This is a genomic window from Oceanobacillus sp. CAU 1775 (genome assembly GCF_054482815.1).
The window spans coordinates 510,148-528,737 of the sequence record NZ_JBTLRO010000001.1; the positions used below are offsets into that span (position 1 = coordinate 510,148).

General features: G+C 36.3%; 17 protein-coding genes and 1 pseudogene. 12 read left to right on the forward strand and 6 right to left on the reverse strand.

Features of this window, described 5'->3' with window-relative positions:
- Positions 1–78 precede the first annotated feature (78 nt).
- Positions 79–195, reverse strand: a complete 117-nt coding sequence (locus ACXYMZ_RS02430; protein ID WP_458946760.1) for a DeoR family transcriptional regulator — start codon at positions 193–195, stop codon at positions 79–81.
- Between the two features lie 429 nt (positions 196–624).
- On the opposite strand from ACXYMZ_RS02430, the gene ACXYMZ_RS02435 reads away from it, so the two are divergent.
- The 4 genes from ACXYMZ_RS02435 (at position 625) to glpX (ending at position 3,973) form a co-directional block, all read left to right on the forward strand.
- Positions 625–1,629 (forward strand): dihydroxyacetone kinase subunit DhaK, encoded by a 1,005-nt coding sequence (locus tag ACXYMZ_RS02435; RefSeq protein ID WP_458946761.1) that lies wholly within the window; start codon positions 625–627, stop codon positions 1,627–1,629.
- An 18-nt stretch (positions 1,630–1,647) separates the two neighbouring features.
- Positions 1,648–2,295: a dihydroxyacetone kinase subunit DhaL gene (dhaL, locus tag ACXYMZ_RS02440; RefSeq protein WP_458946762.1), complete on the forward strand. Its 648-nt coding sequence runs from the start codon at positions 1,648–1,650 to the stop codon at positions 2,293–2,295.
- Between the two features lie 210 nt (positions 2,296–2,505).
- Positions 2,506–2,997, forward strand: a complete 492-nt coding sequence (rpiB, locus tag ACXYMZ_RS02445) for a ribose 5-phosphate isomerase B (RefSeq protein ID WP_458946763.1) — start codon at positions 2,506–2,508, stop codon at positions 2,995–2,997.
- Between the two features lie 31 nt (positions 2,998–3,028).
- The gene (gene glpX / locus ACXYMZ_RS02450; protein ID WP_458946764.1) at positions 3,029–3,973 is read left to right on the forward strand and encodes a class II fructose-bisphosphatase; all 945 of its coding nucleotides are present in this window, start codon (positions 3,029–3,031) and stop codon (positions 3,971–3,973) included.
- 84 nt (positions 3,974–4,057) lie between these two features.
- On the opposite strand, the gene ACXYMZ_RS02455 is transcribed toward glpX, so the two are convergent.
- From ACXYMZ_RS02455 to ACXYMZ_RS02470, 4 genes and pseudogenes are all read right to left on the reverse strand, one after another.
- Positions 4,058–5,629, reverse strand: coding sequence for an IS1182 family transposase (locus ACXYMZ_RS02455; RefSeq protein WP_458946765.1), 1,572 nt, complete (start codon positions 5,627–5,629; stop codon positions 4,058–4,060).
- A 138-nt stretch (positions 5,630–5,767) separates the two neighbouring features.
- Positions 5,768–7,168 (reverse strand): NAD-binding protein, encoded by a 1,401-nt coding sequence (locus tag ACXYMZ_RS02460; RefSeq protein WP_458946766.1) that lies wholly within the window; start codon positions 7,166–7,168, stop codon positions 5,768–5,770.
- A gap of 125 nt (positions 7,169–7,293) precedes the next feature.
- Entirely contained in the window at positions 7,294–8,304 is a 1,011-nt protein-coding gene (locus tag ACXYMZ_RS02465) for an aromatic acid exporter family protein (protein ID WP_458946767.1), read from the reverse strand.
- Between the two features lie 220 nt (positions 8,305–8,524).
- Positions 8,525–10,036 (reverse strand): annotated as a pseudogene (locus ACXYMZ_RS02470) (IS1182 family transposase); the annotation flags it as partial.
- A 364-nt stretch (positions 10,037–10,400) separates the two neighbouring features.
- Between ACXYMZ_RS02470 and ACXYMZ_RS02475 the strand changes: the two are divergent.
- The 8 genes from ACXYMZ_RS02475 to ACXYMZ_RS02510 all read left to right on the forward strand — a co-directional run bounded on the left by ACXYMZ_RS02475 (position 10,401) and on the right by ACXYMZ_RS02510 (position 17,427).
- Positions 10,401–10,991: a hypothetical protein gene (locus ACXYMZ_RS02475; protein WP_458946768.1), complete on the forward strand. Its 591-nt coding sequence runs from the start codon at positions 10,401–10,403 to the stop codon at positions 10,989–10,991.
- 210 nt (positions 10,992–11,201) lie between these two features.
- Positions 11,202–11,891, forward strand: coding sequence for an SDR family oxidoreductase (locus ACXYMZ_RS02480; protein ID WP_458946769.1), 690 nt, complete (start codon positions 11,202–11,204; stop codon positions 11,889–11,891).
- A gap of 266 nt (positions 11,892–12,157) precedes the next feature.
- Positions 12,158–13,621 (forward strand): aldehyde dehydrogenase, encoded by a 1,464-nt coding sequence (locus tag ACXYMZ_RS02485; RefSeq protein ID WP_458946770.1) that lies wholly within the window; start codon positions 12,158–12,160, stop codon positions 13,619–13,621.
- A gap of 10 nt (positions 13,622–13,631) precedes the next feature.
- Positions 13,632–14,426 carry a 2-keto-4-pentenoate hydratase gene (locus ACXYMZ_RS02490; protein WP_458946771.1) on the forward strand — a complete coding sequence of 265 codons (795 nt, stop codon included), beginning with the start codon at positions 13,632–13,634 and terminating at the stop codon, positions 14,424–14,426.
- A 16-nt stretch (positions 14,427–14,442) separates the two neighbouring features.
- Positions 14,443–15,327: an acetaldehyde dehydrogenase (acetylating) gene (locus ACXYMZ_RS02495; RefSeq protein ID WP_458946772.1), complete on the forward strand. Its 885-nt coding sequence runs from the start codon at positions 14,443–14,445 to the stop codon at positions 15,325–15,327.
- A 20-nt stretch (positions 15,328–15,347) separates the two neighbouring features.
- Entirely contained in the window at positions 15,348–16,361 is a 1,014-nt protein-coding gene (gene dmpG, locus ACXYMZ_RS02500) for a 4-hydroxy-2-oxovalerate aldolase (RefSeq protein ID WP_458946773.1), read from the forward strand.
- 31 nt (positions 16,362–16,392) lie between these two features.
- Positions 16,393–17,178: a 2-keto-4-pentenoate hydratase gene (locus ACXYMZ_RS02505; RefSeq protein WP_458946774.1), complete on the forward strand. Its 786-nt coding sequence runs from the start codon at positions 16,393–16,395 to the stop codon at positions 17,176–17,178.
- Between the two features lie 57 nt (positions 17,179–17,235).
- Positions 17,236–17,427, forward strand: coding sequence for a 4-oxalocrotonate tautomerase (locus tag ACXYMZ_RS02510; RefSeq protein ID WP_458946775.1), 192 nt, complete (start codon positions 17,236–17,238; stop codon positions 17,425–17,427).
- 154 nt (positions 17,428–17,581) lie between these two features.
- On the opposite strand, the gene ACXYMZ_RS02515 is transcribed toward ACXYMZ_RS02510, so the two are convergent.
- Positions 17,582–18,370, reverse strand: coding sequence for an IclR family transcriptional regulator (locus ACXYMZ_RS02515; RefSeq protein WP_458946776.1), 789 nt, complete (start codon positions 18,368–18,370; stop codon positions 17,582–17,584).
- Positions 18,371–18,590 lie beyond the last annotated feature (220 nt).

An 18,590-nucleotide genomic window follows, 5' to 3' on the forward strand; every position in this document is an offset into this window, starting at 1 on the left:
CGGAGAAGCTTTTATTACTAATTGACACATTATTTACAACCACTCTACCTTGCATTCTTTTGAGAAGTCCGTTTATTTCTATTTCCCCAAATCAGTTCTGGGAGTATCTTTTGATACCTTGAGACTCGGAGCAAGTTCTTTTACAGTAATCTTTCCTATACTTTGTAATATATGTAGGTTTCGTTCTACTTTCACCTGCAAACATTCTCATTGTAGATACACCCCTATGGTTAAAATATATCTTATGATAGAAGAATAAAATAAATTAGTCAATTGATAGATTTCCTTTGTGACTCGAAGAATTGAAATTATATAATTAGATTGCACAATTTACGAAAGTATACACTAACAATATTGACAAAACGAAAAAAAATGATAACATATAAAATATATTGTAAACGATTTCATTGAAATTTATTCACCCTGTTTGTAGTGTTTCTTCTATTAAGTATTAGTAAGAATCTAATTATCTGCCTACTCGTAGAAAATGATAATTTCTAAAGACAGTATTAGATGATGAATAAGTTAATGGTGAAGTCAAATATACAGAATAAATATATAAAGGAATTTGTTATAATCAACATAATCAGTTTAATTAAATGAATATAGAAGGAGAATTGTATAATGAAGAAACTTATGAACGATCCTAGATATGTAGTCGAAGAAATGGTGGACGGCTACGTGAAAGCGCACCCTGATTACATAAGGCAATTACCTGAAAATGATAGAGCACTTGTTACTACAAAAGAGACGAGAGAAGGAAAAGTAGGAGTTTTAATTGGTGGGGGATCAGGTCACGAGCCAGGTTTTCTAGGCTATGTTGGTGAAGGTATGGCGGATGGTGTTGCTATAGGTAATATCTTTGCTTCACCATCACCAGATCCGATATTAGAAGTAACAAAAGCAATCGATAAAGGTGCTGGTGTTGTTTATCTATATGGTAATTATGCTGGAGATGTAATGAATTTCGGAATGGCTGCAGAGATGGCAGATATAGAGGAAGATATTCAAGTGGAGATGGCTTTAGCTTCAGATGATGTAGCCTCTGCTCCCAAGGAAGAAAAAGAAAAACGTCGTGGTATTGCGGGTGAATTTTTTATATATAAAGCAGCAGGAGCGGCAGCAGACTTCGGATATAATCTAGAAGATGTTGTCAGAGTTGCAAATAAAGCGAATGAAAATACACGTTCAATGGGAGTAGGCCTGACTCCTTGTTCATTACCTCAAACTGGGGAACCAAGCTTTGAGATTGGCGATGACGAAATGGAAATCGGACTAGGGCATCACGGCGAGCCTGGAATTGAAAAAGGGCCACTTCAATCAGCAGATAAGGTTGCAGAGCGTTTAGTAAATGACATTCTGGCTGATATTGAAATTAACCGTGGGGATAAAGTTGCTGTTTTAGTAAATGGTCTTGGTTCAACTCCAAGAATGGAATTATATATTGTTTTTCGCAAAGTAGAACAAATGTTAAGTGATTTAGGGATAGAAATTTATCGATCTTACGTAGGTGATTATATCACTTCACTTGAAATGGGTGGAGCTTCTGTTACATTAATGAAGTTAGACGATGAACTCATCAAAACAATTGATCACCCTGTTGATTGTCCAATGTTTGTGCAAAAATAATTTGATGGAGGTTCTAATATGCAATTTACAGCAAAAGAATTAAAAGCTTATTATAAAGAGATTGTGGCAATGGTGGAGAAAGAAAAAGACTACCTTTGTGAACTTGACCGTAAATTAGGTGACGGTGACCATGGTGTTACAATGTCCATTGGTTGGCAAGCGGTAAACGAAAAGCTAGAGAATGAGCTTGTAGATGAAGAGGACTGTGCAAAAATTAGTATTACTGTAGGAAAGACATTTCTTAGTGCAGTAGGTTCTTCGGTTGGTCCACTTTATGCAACTGGCTTTATGAGAGGCGCAAAAGCGGTAAAGGGTAAAACAATTTTAAATGATCAGGATTTAGCAGAATTTTGGATTGCCTTTGCAAGAGGTATTCAAGAGCGTGGTCAAGCTGAGGTAGGAGATAAAACAATGGTAGATACGCTTGATCCGTTTGCAAATGCATTAGAAGAAAACTTTGCAAAATCAAATGATTTTACAGATGCATTTGCTAAAGCAGTTACCGCAGCGAAAGCTGGAATGGAATCTACGAAGGACATTATTTCAAAAAGAGGGCGTTCAAGTCGCTTAGGTGATAGATCAATTGGGTATCAAGATCCTGGGGCAACTTCTGCGTATATGATTGTAGAAGCTTTTCTATCTTTTATTGAAGCGAAAAGTGAATAAATAATTTAAGTTCAAGATGATCAGATAAGTAAAATAAAAAATAGGAATCAGAAACTAATCTTCTGATTCCTATTTTTATAAATATGTGTGAATGAAGATTTTTGGAGCAAAACGAAAGTAAACGAAAACGTTTATCTTGTAAAACGATAGGATATATATTAAAATGAAACTAAGTGATAATATAACGAAAAATAATTGGAGGAATTTAAAATGAAAATTGCAATCGGTAGTGATCATAACGCTTTTGATTTAAAAGAAATCATTAAGGATTTTTTAGCTGGCACTGAACATGAGGTAGTTGATTTCGGTTGTCATTCAGCAGACGCTGTAGATTATCCAGATGTGGCTTTTGAAGTAGCGGAAGCAATCAGTCAAGGGAAAGCTGAGCGAGGAATTTTACTATGTGGAACTGGAATTGGAGTTAGTATAGCTGCTAATAAGTATCCAGGGATTCGTGCAGGTGTAGCGCATGATGTCTACTCTGCAGAACGAGCACAATTAAGTAATAATGCACAAATTATTGCTATGGGATCTCAAATTATCGGACCAGAAGTTGCGAAAAAAGTTGTAGCTGCTTATTTGAATGTTACTTGGGCGGAAGGTTCAAAGAGAAAAGTGGATAAGATCATTGAAAAAGAAGGACAATTTGTTGGAGAAAATTACAAAGACGCAGTAGCTGGAAGTAATTGCACCAGTAACTAATAAATACTTATTAGTCAGGGAGAGGTTAGACATGCAATCACTATTATTAGATTTTTTAAAAGTAACTGAGTCAGCTGCTGTTGCGGCACTACCTTGGGTAGGTAGTGGTGATAAAATAGCTGCAGATGGAGCAGCCACTGCAGCTATGAGAGAGAGATTGAATCAACTGAAAATGAAAAGCACAGTTGTAATTGGCGAAGGAGAAATTGATGAAGCACCAATGCTTTATATCGGAGAAAAGCTTGGTATTGGTGGAGAGCATGAAGTTGATATTGCGGTTGATCCGATTGAAGGAACAACTCCAACTGTAAACGGACAGGGGAATGCAATAACAGTTATCGCAGCTGCTAAGAAGGGGAGCTTGCTTCATGCTCCAGACATGTACATGAAAAAGATTGCAGTAGGGCCAAAAGCAAAAGGGCATATTGATTTAGATGCCCCACTTGAAGAAAATATTTATAATGTAGCGAAAGCACTTGGTAAAGAAGTAGAAGAACTAAATATTCTCGTTCAAGACCGACCGAGACATCAGGAAATGATTGAAAGAATCAGAGGAACGAGTGCGAAAGTCTCTACTTTTCATGATGGAGATGTCATTTTCGCTATTGCAACTTGTATTGAAGGTTTAGGAGTGGATATGTTTATTGGTATCGGTGGCGCTCCAGAAGGTGTGCTGGGGGCAGTAGCAACCCGTGCTCTTGGTGGAGAAATGCAAGCAAAGTTATTACCAAGAAATGAAGAAGAAATTAACAGGTGTCTAGAAATGGGTATTTTAAATGTGGACAGCGTATTAATGCAAAATGATCTAGTAAATACAGACGATTGTCTCTTAGCTGCAACTGGTATTACAGACAATATCATCATGAGAGGCATTGAAACGACTAACAAAGATTATATTACCTCCTCTATTTTAGTTGATGGAAGAGAAAAACAGGTCAGGTATGTAAAAACCACTTATCCTATGAATCTAGTTTAAGAGTGAAACATGGGGACGGTTCTCGTGTTGCAGTGGATGCAACAGGAGAACCGTCCGAGACCACTGAAAAAAGCCTCTTATTTTTTAAAGAAATAAGGGCTTTTCTATTTTTCTAGAGAAATAAATTATTTTTTGCTGTTTTTTCGAGAATATAAAAATATAATCCAAAAATGCGCTCATTTTTGAGGATAGTATTGCTGCTACCCTCTTCATATTTACTGCTAATGCAGTAAGTTTGGCTTGTAACTCCATGGGTTTTAGACCGTACCCTTTGGCACGGTCTAACCCATGATGATTTTTCATTTCTCCATTCTTCCATTCTTGACAAGCTCTTTTCTTATAAGCTTCTTTAAATGCATCCGTTTTTTGTTGTTGACTAAGTTCATAAAATTCTGGTGTGTTTACGCCTAACACCAAGATTTTTCCAACCGTACCACTAGCTTTTATACAAGTTTCTCGTAACGGACAGTTTCTACAGGTTTCTCTATCGAAATAATATCTTAGCGTTTCTTTTCCGCTTTTATCTTTTTTGTATTTCTTATTTACCGTTTTATTTCCTTGCGCACAAAACCATTCATCTGAATCTTTATTATAACTATATAAATCCTCGTTAATTCTATATACCATTTCACTTACTGGGATATAAGCTTTCGCTTCTAACTCCTTAATTTTATCTAGAATCGGTTTTCTGAAGTATGCTTTGTCACCATAAATTTCTCTAATTGGAAGTCCCGTTTGTTTTGTAAGTTCAATTAATTTTTCGAATTCTGTTCCATCGACATATGCTCCGTTATCGACATGTACTGCGGTAATAATTCTATCCTGTGTCGTCATCATGTATTCCGTTTTATAACCAAAGAAATGCGATGTCTTACTCTTATACCCTACTCTTGCGTCTTGATCAACAATCGAGCGAGCTCCTTTTTGTTGGATAAACTTTGGATCTTCGATTATTTCTTTTGCGTTCTCCATTACTTTTTTTGTTTTAGGGCATGCTTCTAAATCGATTGTGTTCTCAACAGTTTCTATCGTTTCTTCTAAGTAAGTTTTCATCTCAGATTTTGCTTCTTTAGGATTGTCGATTTCTTTGTAGTTTGGAATTTCTTGATTGATTTCTTTAGGTATTTCTTGGTTTTCTTCTTTTATAGTCTGGAATACTTTATTTGCGACGCGCTTCATTACACGTTCAGGTGTACATTTGAACGTGTTTGCTTGGGTATGTGTAGAATCTATAGTAATACTAGCTCCTTCTAATATACCTTTCTCCACACATTGATTTACGATATGAATGATAATTTCATCCATCGTAACTTTCCCTTCTAATTTATTCTTTCTAAACTTCGTCAGAAGGCTAGGATCTGGAAGTTCGTCTTCAGGATTAACCCCTAGAAAATACAAATAAGCAAGGTTTAAAGTAGCTTCTTCAATCACTCGTACATCGGATAAATCATATAGATGCTTTAGAATTAATAGTTTTACCATCATTTCTGGTTCTTTCGCTGGTCTACCATAACGTTTACTATATGTAGGTGCTAACATCTTATTAATAAAGCTAAAATCTAATTCATCTTTTAAAACTTTTAGTCTGTGATTCGCTGGAATTTTATTGTATAATATTGTATAGATGCTTAACTGATTATCTTTTTCTTTAAGCATGGAAATACCCCTCTCTTTTCGGTGTATGTTGTCTCGATAACTACATTATACCAAAAGGAAGGGGTATTTCTTTATATTTATCTATATTTTTGAATTTTCAGATGGACTTTTTCAGTGGTCTCGAACCGTCCCCATGTTTCACTTTAGTAATTTTTCTTCGGTTAGTATTTTGTCAAATGTTCCTAGGCTGTACATTAATCTGTCCCCACTTACTTCTGATTCGATCCACTTTTCAGCGAAGCTGCCGTCGGAAAACTCGAGGTAAATTGGGATGTCTGGGAATTGGTTTGATAGTTCAATTCCTGACCATAAATCCAGCGCGTCATCGTGGAGGCAAATGAATATATGTGTGATTGGCTGTACTTGTTCTTTTATCACTTTTTCAATTGTGTCTATTGTCACATCGAAAGTGTGGAAGGTCATATCCGTTAGTTGCTGAAGCTCTGAATAATTCCGCCCAAACTCAGGTTTGATGCGCTTCATTGCTTTATCAAGTGCAGTAATTTTTAGTTGGCTTTTTTCTAACGAATTATTCTCAGTAGCTGCTTTTAAAGCAATTTGCTGACCTAACAATCCAAACCCAATTATCAATAAATGCATCGGACTCGATTTTTCGCCATGAATGGAAATCGCATGACGCTCAAATAAGTCATCAACAAACGATTCATATAAATTTATCTGCTGTATTTGAAAATATTGTTTACTCTTCACTGTCGTTTGTTCAAGTTCTATGAAAAGCTTACGAGACATGGGTTCTTGAAGGTGAATATATACAGTTAACTTACGGTTATTCCATTTATGCGATTCAAAGCTATCGCGTAAACTCATGAATTCATTCAAATTATCAACATCATCTTCATGTAATAAGATAATATTTTCAGCCCGTTCTACACCACATTTTGCATACATATTTTCATTCAAATCATAGTGATGTATAACGGCTACTTTCAGCGTTTCTAAGTAGTCAACAACTTCTTGTGGAGGGTGCTCTGCAATTAGAATGATATGCTTTTTCTTTTTTCGTAAATCTTCTATCAAGGCCAAACTATTTTTATTGTAGCCGAAGACAATGGTGTGATTTCCTTTTAATTGATAGAAAATCAGTAAAATAGAGTTTTCCAGCATTCGATACATCGCGATAAATATCGTCGAGATGGTATAGAGAGCTGCCGACCAACGAGCAATTTCAACGATTAGAGGATATTCTAATAAAACAGAGCCATCAGACGAAAATACATCTGCTACCATTAATAAAAAGAGTTGAAAAGTGAAATAAAATGCGTTTAGTATAGAGTGATCATCAAGAGAATAATGATAAAAACTATAAAAACCAGTAATGAACGCTAAAAGAAATAAGAAAATATGAACAGCATACTTCCTTATATAAAGAATAGTTAATGGAAACACGAGGAGATAAATTATTAAAATCGTAAAAATAACTGGATCGATCGCAGCTTCTTTGCTCACGAAAAACCAAAATAAAAACATAGCGATAACTGCAACAATATAATAATGAACGATTAACTTTTTGTTCTGCAAAAAACGCTGCCTCATTTTATCCCCTCGCAATTTAAATGTTTTAATAGCTAGATTATAGCATGGAATGAAACATGGGGACGGTTCTCGTGTTGCAATCAGTGCAACGCGAGAACCGTCCCCATGTTTCACTCTTCATAAAATTCTTCTACTAATCCGTAGATGGATAGTAATTCGTATAGGACAATCAATTCGGGTGGTAGGCTAGGTGAAGTTTGTTCGTTAGTTTCTGTAATAGTGCTGTTGTATCTCCAGAATATTTCTGTGATTTTTTGTTTATTTAATTGATGGGTTTGGTGGTCGTAATCTCTAGTGGATTTTAAGCTGGCAGTTAGTGCCATCACTGCTGAACGAATAATTTCCTTATCTTTCTCGCTCCAAGACAAACCCTCTGTCGGCTGACGGAGTAAATCATCCAAATCATCATGTATTCTGCGTAATATTTCCGCTTGTTTTTCTATAAGTTGAAATAACTTTTCTTCACTAGTGACTAGTGGGTGATACTTTGACTCATCTTTTTGAAAACGAATTAATGTATTTGTATTTGTTATTTCTTTTTTTAGTTTAGCTAACATTGTGTATCGTTGAGCTTTATTTCCTGAATCAGCGGTTAAAATATCGCTGCTAATTTTATCCAGCGCGGTCGCAGTGTGTTTCTTTATTTTGTCTATATTTGTAGTTATGTCCTCACGGTAGTCAGGTGGTAAGACGAACATGTTCACAATCGTTGAAACAACAAGTCCGATCGTTGTCGTGCCGAGTCTGATTAAAAAGGCAAGAAAATAATTATCGTGAATTACTTCTACCATTGCAACAGATGTTAACGTTGCTACAAGAAGCCCAGCGTGAAGATTTAATCTAAAGCAAGTTGCAATCGTCAGCACGGCTGCAAGTGTATATGTAATAGGAGAATTTCCGAAAAAAGAAATGAATAATACAGCATAAGCCGAGCCAATTGCTGAAGCAGGGAAACGAACGATACCTTTTTTAATCGAATCGGAAACAGTCGGCTCAATCGTAACAATGGCAGTAATCACCGCAAAAACAGGTGGCCATCCAAAAAGCTCACAGATCCAGGCAGTTAATAAAATAGCTACCCCAGTTTTAATTATTCTACTTCCACCAATTATCTTCTTCAATTAAAAAATCCTTTCCAACTAGCAAAATAATAACCTGTATCCCTATTCTCTTATAGAGCAAAAATAAATACAAGTATGCAACATGGGGACGGTTCTCGTGTTGCAGTTCCGAGTGAAACACGAGAACCGTCCGAGACCACTGAAAAAAGCCTCTTATTTTTTTAAGAAATAAGGGCTTTTCTTTTTTTCTGAAGAAAAATATAATTTTTTGCTGTTTTTTCGAGAATATAAAAATATAATTCGAAAATGCGCTCATTTTTGAGGATAGTATTGCTGCTACCCTCTTCATATTTACTGCTAATGCAGTAAGTTTGGCTTGTAACTCCATGGGTTTTAGACCGTACCCTTTGGCACGGTCTAACCCATGATGATTTTTCATTTCTCCATTCTTCCATTCTTGACAAGCTCTTTTCTTATAAGCTTCTTTAAATGCATCCGTTTTTTGTTGTTGACTAAGTTCATAAAATTCTGGTGTGTTTACGCCTAACACCAAGATTTTTCCAACCGTACCACTAGCTTTTATACAAGTTTCTCGTAACGGACAGTTTCTACAGGTTTCTCTATCGAAATAATATCTTAGCGTTTCTTTTCCGCTTTTATCTTTTTTGTATTTCTTATTTACCGTTTTATTTCCTTGCGCACAAAACCATTCATCTGAATCTTTATTATAACTATATAAATCCTCGTTAATTCTATATACCATTTCACTTACTGGGATATAAGCTTTCGCTTCTAACTCCTTAATTTTATCTAGAATCGGTTTTCTGAAGTATGCTTTGTCACCATAAATTTCTCTAATTGGAAGTCCCGTTTGTTTTGTAAGTTCAATTAATTTTTCGAATTCTGTTCCATCGACATATGCTCCGTTATCGACATGTACTGCGGTAATAATTCTATCCTGTGTCGTCATCATGTATTCCGTTTTATAACCAAAGAAATGCGATGTCTTACTCTTATACCCTACTCTTGCGTCTTGATCAACAATCGAGCGAGCTCCTTTTTGTTGGATAAACTTTGGATCTTCGATTATTTCTTTTGCGTTCTCCATTACTTTTTTTGTTTTAGGGCATGCTTCTAAATCGATTGTGTTCTCAACAGTTTCTATCGTTTCTTCTAAGTAAGTTTTCATCTCAGATTTTGCTTCTTTAGGATTGTCGATTTCTTTGTAGTTTGGAATTTCTTGATTGATTTCTTTAGGTATTTCTTGGTTTTCTTCTTTTATAGTCTGGAATACTTTATTTGCGACGCGCTTCATTACACGTTCAGGTGTACATTTGAACGTGTTTGCTTGGGTATGTGTAGAATCTATAGTAATACTAGCTCCTTCTAATATACCTTTCTCCACACATTGATTTACGATATGAATGATAATTTCATCCATCGTAACTTTCCCTTCTAATTTATTCTTTCTAAACTTCGTCAGAAGGCTAGGATCTGGAAGTTCGTCTTCAGGATTAACCCCTAGAAAATACAAATAAGCAAGGTTTAAAGTAGCTTCTTCAATCACTCGTACATCGGATAAATCATATAGATGCTTTAGAATTAATAGTTTTACCATCATTTCTGGTTCTTTCGCTGGTCTACCATAACGTTTACTATATGTAGGTGCTAACATCTTATTAATAAAGCTAAAATCTAATTCATCTTTTAAAACTTTTAGTCTGTGATTCGCTGGAATTTTATTGTATAATATTGTATAGATGCTTAACTGATTATCTTTTTCTTTAAGCATGGAAATACCCCTCTCTTTTCGGTGTATGTTGTCTCGATAACTACATTATACCAAAAAGGAAGGGGTATTTCTTTATGTTTATCTATATTTTTGAATTTTCAGATGGACTTTTTCAGTGGTCTCGAACCGTCCCCATGTTGCACTCATGTTGCACTCAAGATACACTCACGTTACACTCACGTTGCACTCACGTTGCGCTCACGCCACACCCACCATCAACTCGCACCACCAATGTCTCTCACTAGTAATTTTCTACCATTTATAGTAAAATTGATTTGTTGGGCATTTTTAATTGGCATGGGTTAAATCTATATAACTAAATGCTAAATGCCGCAAAATTCAACAAAAGAGAGGGATTTGCTTCATGAGAAAGAACTTATTTACATCTGTATTATTTATCTTCCTGGCACTCGTTCTAGCAGCGTGTGGTAGCAGTAATGACGAGGACGCTAGTCAAGCTGATGGCAGCGGGGATACTGAGAATGTTGAAGAGCAGTCAGCAGTAGAAAGAGAGATGCTTGATTTAACATATGAAGTTTCAAGTATCGATGTTGTAAACGGCAATATGGAAGTTACGATGGATACTAACTTACCAGCTGGAACAGAAATTTACCGTCTAGTATTGAAAGATGACGAAGGTAAAGATCGTTTCGTAGCATACGAATTTACAATTGATGAAGAAAATGTTCTTGGTTTTGCACTAAAAGGTGCGGACAAAGAAGCATTATTAGATAAAGAGTTACAATTATCTTTAGAGCTTAACGTAACGGAAAGAACAAATAGCGACCTTTTCGAAGACAAACAATTCGCTGGTTCATATGAAGAAATGAACGAAGCTTACGCAGACTCTGAAAATGTAGTTGTGAAAGAAGTAGGCGTTGATGACGCATATACTATCACATTCACATCATCAAACACAGAAGTAATTACAGAAGACCATTTTGTAGAAGAATAATAACGAAACATGGGGACGGTTCTCGCGTTGCATTCATTGCAACAAGAGAACCGTCCCCATGTTGCATCCTGGCAATATTTCATACTAATAAAGCTTGAGTTAATTAACTAAATAATATATTATAGCGGCAGCACACAGACTTGGAATAATTAGCGTGCTGTAGTTATAACGAAGTTTATATGGATTCTTTTTGAAGAAAGGAATGATAAAATGGATAAAAAGAATATAGTAATCACTGGAGCAGGTAGTGGGTTAGGTGCTTCACTCGCAAAAAAATATTCGGAAATGGGTAACCATGTTGTTTTGCTTGGAAGAACATTGGAAAAATTAGAGAAAACAGCAGAGTTATTAACTGGAGATTATTCGATTTATACAGTAGATGTTTCTAATAAAAATGATGTATCTAAAGTTTTTGATTCAATAAAGAAAGATTTGGGCACTATCGATATTTTAATCAATAATGCTGGGCTTGGGGTATTTGAGATGGCTGAAGATATTCCAGAGGAAGCAACGCATGATATGATTGATATTAATTTAAAGGGAACCATCTTTTGTACGCAGGAAGTTCTTGAAGATATGAAGGAACGTAACGAAGGCATAATCGCAAACGTCATTTCGACTGCGGGTAAACAAGGGAAAGTGACAGAAAGCGTTTATTGTGCAAGTAAATTCGGAGTGAGAGGCTTCACGGAAAGTCTAAATGAAGAATTAAAAGGCACAGAAGTAAGAGTCTACGGCGCTTATATGAGTGGCATGAAAACAAACTTCTGGGACGGCATATTTGATGTAGAAGAAAAACCCGGACTCATGGATCCAGACGACGTAGCCGACATCATCATCAACAACATCAAACCAAGAAAAAACCTAATCGTAAACGAAGTAGTAATCGATAATAAATAATTGAAACATGGGGACGGTTCTCATGTTGCACTCGAGTGCAACGCGAGAACCGTCCCCATGTTTCATTTTCCTTCTCCGTAAACCAAATATTATAAAAACAAATCTCCAATTGTTCCACATAGAAGAACTGCGGACTTTTTTAATTCACTTATCGAACCTATAATGAAAATGCAAGATAAATACAAATATTTATTCATTTAACAAAATAACAATTTAAGACTTGGAAATAATTTAAGCGTTTCCAAAACATAAGGAGGAGTTTTTTTATGCAGGTCAGTAAAACGACAGTAAAGGTAAAACCAATCGATTGCTCCCATTATATTAATGGTAAATATGTGCAATCAAAAAGCGGAAAGACGTTTGAAAATATCAATCCGGCTACTAAAGAGGTACTTGGTACAGTTCAAGTAGGTGGAAAAGAAGAAGTAGACGAAGCAGTAAAAGTTGCGAGAAAAGCGCTTAAAGGTGAATGGGGAACAATGCCTGCTAAAAAGCGTTCACAGATTGTCCGTAAAATTGGCGATTTAATTCTTGAAAGACTTCCTGAACTTGCGGAACTTGAATCGCTAGACACAGGAAAACCAATTTGGCTATCGAAAAGTGTAGACATTGATCGCGCGGCTAACAACTTCCATTTCTTTGCTGACTATGTAACATCTGTTACAAATGAATCTTATCAACAAGATGATATTGCTATTCACTATTCTATTCGTAAACCTGTTGGAGTAGTAGGTTTAATAAATCCATGGAATCTTCCATTACTACTTTTAACATGGAAATTGGCTCCAGCTCTTGCAGCAGGAAACACTGTAGTGATGAAACCTTCTGAGGTAACACCAATGACCGCTACGGTTCTAGCGGAAATCTGTACAGAAGCAGGAGTTCCTGACGGCGTTGTAAACATGGTGCATGGATTTGGTGAAACAGGTGCTGCAATCACCTCGCATGAAGATGTAGATGCTATTGCATTTACTGGTGAAACAGTTACTGGAACTACAATTATGAAAGCTGCAGCTCCAACACTGAAGAAACTTTCGTTTGAACTCGGTGGAAAGAATCCAAATATTATTTTTAATGATGCTGATTTAGAAGACACTATCGAGACTACTTTAAGGTCTAGCTTTATTAACCAAGGTGAAGTTTGTCTCTGTGGTTCAAGAATTTATGTGCAACGAGGAATTTATGATGAGTTTCTAGAGAAATTTGCTGTAAAAGCAAAAGAATTAAAAGTTGGAGATCCCTTTGATCCAGATACGAAAGTTGGAGCAATGGTAAGTGAAGAACATTATAACAAAGTAGTTAGTTACTTGGATATTGCAAAAGAAGAAGGTGGAAATTTCCTGGTTGGAGGAAACACCTTATATGAAGATAAAGGATATTATATCGAGCCGACAATTATTACTGGTTTAGGTAAAGACTCTAGATGTGTTCGTGAAGAAATCTTTGGTCCAGTTGTAACGGTCATCCCATTTGATACAGAAGAAGAAGTACTTGAGCAAGTGAATGACACACATTACGGCTTGAGTGCAAGTATTTGGACATCTGATGTGAAACGTGCCGCTCGATTTTCTTCACAAATTGAAGCCGGTATGGTTTGGGTAAATACATGGTTCCTTCGTGATTTACGTACACCATTTGGTGGAACAAAGCATAGTGGAATTGGGCGTGAAGGTGGTACACACAGTATGGACTTTTATACAGAAGTGACTAACGTAACACTAAAACTCTAGGGGGATGTATATGGTAGCAATTAATTCTTCAAAAACAAAAAGTCATGCAAAACATTTAAGAGATGCTTGGAATAATAGAGAAGGAGTTCAGCCATTAACAACGCTGGACCCTACTCTATCTATTGATGAGGCATATTATGTTCAATTGCACACGATTGAAGAATATGTTGAAAACGGTCAGCGAGTTACAGGAAAGAAAATTGGTTTAACTTCGAAAGCGATGCAGGATATGCTCGGTGTCGGTGAGCCAGACTATGGTCATTTAACTGACTATATGGAAGTAGAAAATGGTGGAACAATTTCTTTCAATCGTGTGCTACAACCAAAAGTAGAGGGAGAGCTTGCTTTTATTCTCAAGGAGGATTTAGTGGGACCAAATATTACTTCACTTGATGTCCTCAAAGCTACCGATGTGATCCTTCCAGCACTTGAAATTGTTGATAGTAGAATTAAAGATTGGAAAATTACATTAGAAGATACAGTAGCTGATAACGCTTCTAGTGGACTATATCTACTCGGTGACATTCCAAAAAAAGTTACTGATATCGACATCAAACAAATTGGTATGGCTCTTTATAAAAACGAAGAATTACAAAATACTGGTGTAGGTGCTGCGGCACTAGGCGATCCAGCTAAGTGTGTGGCATGGTTGGCGAACAAACTAGCGGAGTATGACATCACCTTGAAAGCTGGGGAAGTTATATTATCAGGAGCATTATCTGCAGCTATAGAGGCTCAACCTGGAGACAGTTTTCGAGCTAAATTTGCTGAACTTGGAGAAGTTAGTGTTACGTTTACTGAATAAATAAGGGGGGATATGGATGGGAAAATTAAAAGTAGGAATTATCGGTTCAGGAAATATCGGTTCAGACTTAATGGTTAAATTAACGAAGTCAAATAGTTTAGAGTTAACCACGATGATGGGAGTAGACTTATCTTCACGAGGGATGCAGCATGCTAAAGAAATTGGGCTTGAAGTATTCGACAACGGCATAGATGGATTACTTGAAAAACCAGAACTTGTAGATATTGTTTTTGATGCAACAAGTGCTTCCGCCCATGTTCATAACGCGGAGGTAGCAAAAAAATTAGGAAAGCAAATGCTAGATTTAACTCCTGCAGCGATTGGTCCTTTTGTTGTACCAACTGTTAATCTGCGGGACCATTTAGATGCGGAAAACGTTAACTTAATCACTTGTGGTGGACAAGCAACAATTCCAATTATTCATGCAATCAATCAGGTAGCCCCTGTGGTGTATGGTGAAATTATTGCAACCATATCAAGTAAAAGTGCTGGGCCAGGAACCCGTGCGAATATCGATGAATTTACCGAGACAACTGCTAAAGGGATAGAACAAGTTGGTGGAGCGAAGAAAGGGAAGGCAATTATTATTTTGAACCCTGCTGAACCACCAATTATGATGCGCGATACCGTTCATGCGATTGTTGAAGAAGGTACGATGGATGAAGAAAAAATAACTACATCTATTACGGAGATGGCAGCTAAAGTGCAGTCTTATGTTCCAGGCTATACATTAAGGACAGAGCCGATTTTTGAAGGTAACCAAGTTACCGTATTCTTAGAAATTGAGGGTGCGGGTCATTATCTACCGAAATATGCAGGAAACCTAGATATTATGACTTCTGCAGCAGTTAAAGTAGCAGAAGAATTTGCAAAAAGTCGTGCTGAAGCGACAGTGAATTAATAAAAGAGAGGGGGATTATTATGTCTGAAATAAAGATAACTGAAGTTGCATTGAGAGATGGTAGTCATGCCATGAGTCACCAATTCACTGTTGAACAAGTTACAAATGTAGCTAAAGCACTAAATGAAGCTCGCATGCACTATATTGATGTTTCACACGGAGATGGACTTGGTGGGTCCTCTATACAATATGGTCTATCAAAAGTGGATGAACTAAAATTGATTGAAGCAGCTGTTGAGGTTTCAGATTTCTCGAAAATTTCTGTTCTTTTATTACCCGGGATTGGAACAATTGAAGATCTGAAAGTAGCTCATAACATTGGTGCGAAAATGGTACGTGTAGCTACACATGTGACTGAGGCTGATGTTTCAAAACAACACATTGAAACGGCAAAGAATTTAGGCATGGAAACGGTAGGCTTTTTAATGATGGGTCATATGGCACCAATCGATAAACTTGTTGAACAAGCAAAATTAATGGAAAGTTACGGTGCTGATACAGTATATATAACCGATTCTGCTGGAGCTTTACTGCCAAACCAGGTTGCAGAGCGAGTGAAGGCATTACGCCAAGAGTTATCGGCAAACATCGGCTTTCACGCCCATAACAACTTATCTCTAGCGATGGGGAATACATTAGCAGCAATAGAAAATGGAGCTACTAGAATAGACGGAAGTGTTCGTTGCCTTGGTGCAGGTGCGGGGAACACACAGACAGAAGTTCTCGTAGCAGTTCTGCAGAAAATGGGAATAGATACAGGTATAGATCTTTATAAAATGATGGATATCGCAGAGGATATTGTTGCACCAATTTTACCGAAACCACAGGAAATCACAAGAGATAGTCTAACAATGGGGTATGCTGGCGTTTATTCTAGCTTCCAATTACATGCGAATCGTGCAGCCAAACGCTATAACGTAGATTCTCGTGATATTCTTATTGAACTTGGAAGACAAAAAATTGTTGGTGGACAGGAAGATATGATTATCGACGTCGCAGCAGCTTTGGCGAAGAAGAATAAAGTGACGATCTAAGATTCTAGTTGTCATTTTCAGGAGGAATAAGATGGACAAAAATTTGATTAAAGAATTAGCCAATTATACACATAATGCAGAAATAGAAAAGAAGGAAATAATTAAAATAACAGCTGAATTACATCCAGAGCTTTCTATAGAAGATGCTTACTTAGTCCAAGAGGAACTAGTTAGACAAAAGCTCGCAGATGGTCAGAAAATTGTAGGACCTAAAATGGGAATCACCAGTGAAGCAAAGATGAAGCAAATGAATGTCAAGGATCCAATATATGGATACGTATTTGATTATATGGTTGTCGATGAAGGTGATGTAGTAGCTTTTGAAGATTATATCCACCCAAAGGTCGAACCGGAAATAGGCTTTATTTTATCAAGAGATTTGGAAGGGCCTGGGGTAACTGCACTTGATGTGTTAAGAGCAACAGAGTATGTCTTTCCAGCACTCGAAATTATCGATAGTCGCTACGAAAATTTTAATTTCACCTTACCAGATGTGATTGCTGATAACACATCTGCGGCCGGAGCAATTTTTGGTACAAATTTGAAGCGACCAGATAACCTTGAATTAGATGTAGTTGGAGTAACCTTATCGATAAATGGTGAAATTAAAGCATTGGGGGCAGGGGCTGCAGTACTCGGACATCCAGCGAATTCGGTAGCGAGACTAGCGAATATGCTTAGCAAAAAGGGTGAAAAAGTAAAGGCTGGACAACCGATATTAACAGGTGGTCTTACTGAAGCAGTGCATTTATCACCAGGTGATTATGTTAGCGCTAAGTATGGTGGACTCGGAGATATCTCGTTTTTTATTAAATAGATTTGGTAAAATGAGTACAATATTTTTAACGAGAAAAGATTAGAGGAGGTGATTTGCTTGCCATTAGTTAATATTCAAATTTTGGAGGGTAGGTCGGAAGAGAAAATCAATAGTTTAATGGAAAATGTAGCAAAGACCATTAGCGAATCATTAGGTGCACCCAAACAAAATGTTCGTGTGATTGTAACAGAAATTCCAAAAACACACTGGTCAATTGGTGGAACTAGCGTAAAGGATTTGGGTAGATAGCAGCGGAAATATTTTGTGTTGATTGATAATGCAGCAATAAATAGACACACTAATGATTAATTAAAAAAAGTAAAAATGAGAGCCTACCTTTCTTAACTTGAAAGATAGGCTTTTTAAACTGAAAAATTACATATCTAAAAATTAAACTTCTTCCTTATCCTAAAAATCGCTTATCATAACCTAATCTTTCCGAAGCTTCTTCACTCGCAAAAACTACTTTCTTTGCAATGTCAGGAATTCTGTAGTCTTTCATACGTTGTAGGGGTCCTACTACATTAATCGCAGATACAACTTTTCCAGTATAGTCGCGAATTGGTGCTGCAACTGATCTAGTACCTTCTGTTAACTCTTCCGTACTGATTGCATATCCTCTTTGTCTTATCAATTCCATTTCTTCCCGTAACTTATTAGGATCAGTTATGCTATTACTTGTATATTTCTTCAAACCCTTACTGATTATTTCTTCAACGAGGTTTCCTTCAGTAAAAGCAAGTAAGACTTTACCCGAACTCGTACAGTAGGCTGGGTTTTTTCTACCTAGATGGGTAAGAATTCGAACTGGATGATTGCATTCCTCTTTATGAATATAGATGGTATCGAGTCCATCCAATATGGAAAGATGTGCAGTTTCTCCAGTATCAGTTACTAATTTATTCATAACTGGTGAAGCTTCTTTATGAATTTCAAGGTTATTTGTAACAATACCTCCTAATGTCAACACTGATAATCCCAATTTATATGCACCAGTCTTTTTATCCTTTTCTACAAACCCTTCATGCGCAAGGGTCGAAAGTAAGCGACTAACAGTACTTTTAGCTAAATTATGTGATTCAGCGATTTGACTAACTTTTAGAGTTGGTTCAAATGTAGAAAAACTTTTTAAAATACGTAGGGCATTACTTACAGACGAGAGAATTTGTGGATTATTATTCTTTGTAGTCATTTTATTTAATCTCCTTTTAACTATTTTCATATAGAGGAACGTTATTAATAAAGTTTAAAATATTCTATCATTTATATTTGATAATGTATATAAAGATGACTTATTTTCAATAAGACTATTAGAAATATCAAATAAATTAATATTGTTGCTTATAAAGGAACAGAACTCTTTTAATATATTATATTATTGCTATTATAATGTAAGGAAACGAATAATGTTA

Excerpts from the sequence above, each read along its gene's own strand:
- dmpG (WP_458946773.1), top strand. The coding sequence starts at position 15,348 with ATGTCTGAAATAAAGATAACTGAAGTTGCATTGAGAGATGGTAGTCAT.
- dhaL (WP_458946762.1), top strand. The coding sequence starts at position 1,648 with ATGCAATTTACAGCAAAAGAATTAAAAGCTTATTATAAAGAGATTGTG.
- ACXYMZ_RS02495 (WP_458946772.1), top strand. The coding sequence starts at position 14,443 with ATGGGAAAATTAAAAGTAGGAATTATCGGTTCAGGAAATATCGGTTCA.
- ACXYMZ_RS02475 (WP_458946768.1), top strand. The coding sequence starts at position 10,401 with ATGAGAAAGAACTTATTTACATCTGTATTATTTATCTTCCTGGCACTC.
- ACXYMZ_RS02515 (WP_458946776.1), bottom strand. The coding sequence starts at position 18,370 with ATGACTACAAAGAATAATAATCCACAAATTCTCTCGTCTGTAAGTAAT.
- ACXYMZ_RS02455 (WP_458946765.1), bottom strand. The coding sequence starts at position 5,629 with ATGCTTAAAGAAAAAGATAATCAGTTAAGCATCTATACAATATTATAC.
- glpX (WP_458946764.1), top strand. The coding sequence starts at position 3,029 with ATGCAATCACTATTATTAGATTTTTTAAAAGTAACTGAGTCAGCTGCT.
- ACXYMZ_RS02505 (WP_458946774.1), top strand. The coding sequence starts at position 16,393 with ATGGACAAAAATTTGATTAAAGAATTAGCCAATTATACACATAATGCA.
- rpiB (WP_458946763.1), top strand. The coding sequence starts at position 2,506 with ATGAAAATTGCAATCGGTAGTGATCATAACGCTTTTGATTTAAAAGAA.
- ACXYMZ_RS02490 (WP_458946771.1), top strand. The coding sequence starts at position 13,632 with ATGGTAGCAATTAATTCTTCAAAAACAAAAAGTCATGCAAAACATTTA.
- ACXYMZ_RS02435 (WP_458946761.1), top strand. The coding sequence starts at position 625 with ATGAAGAAACTTATGAACGATCCTAGATATGTAGTCGAAGAAATGGTG.
- ACXYMZ_RS02485 (WP_458946770.1), top strand. The coding sequence starts at position 12,158 with ATGCAGGTCAGTAAAACGACAGTAAAGGTAAAACCAATCGATTGCTCC.
- ACXYMZ_RS02480 (WP_458946769.1), top strand. The coding sequence starts at position 11,202 with ATGGATAAAAAGAATATAGTAATCACTGGAGCAGGTAGTGGGTTAGGT.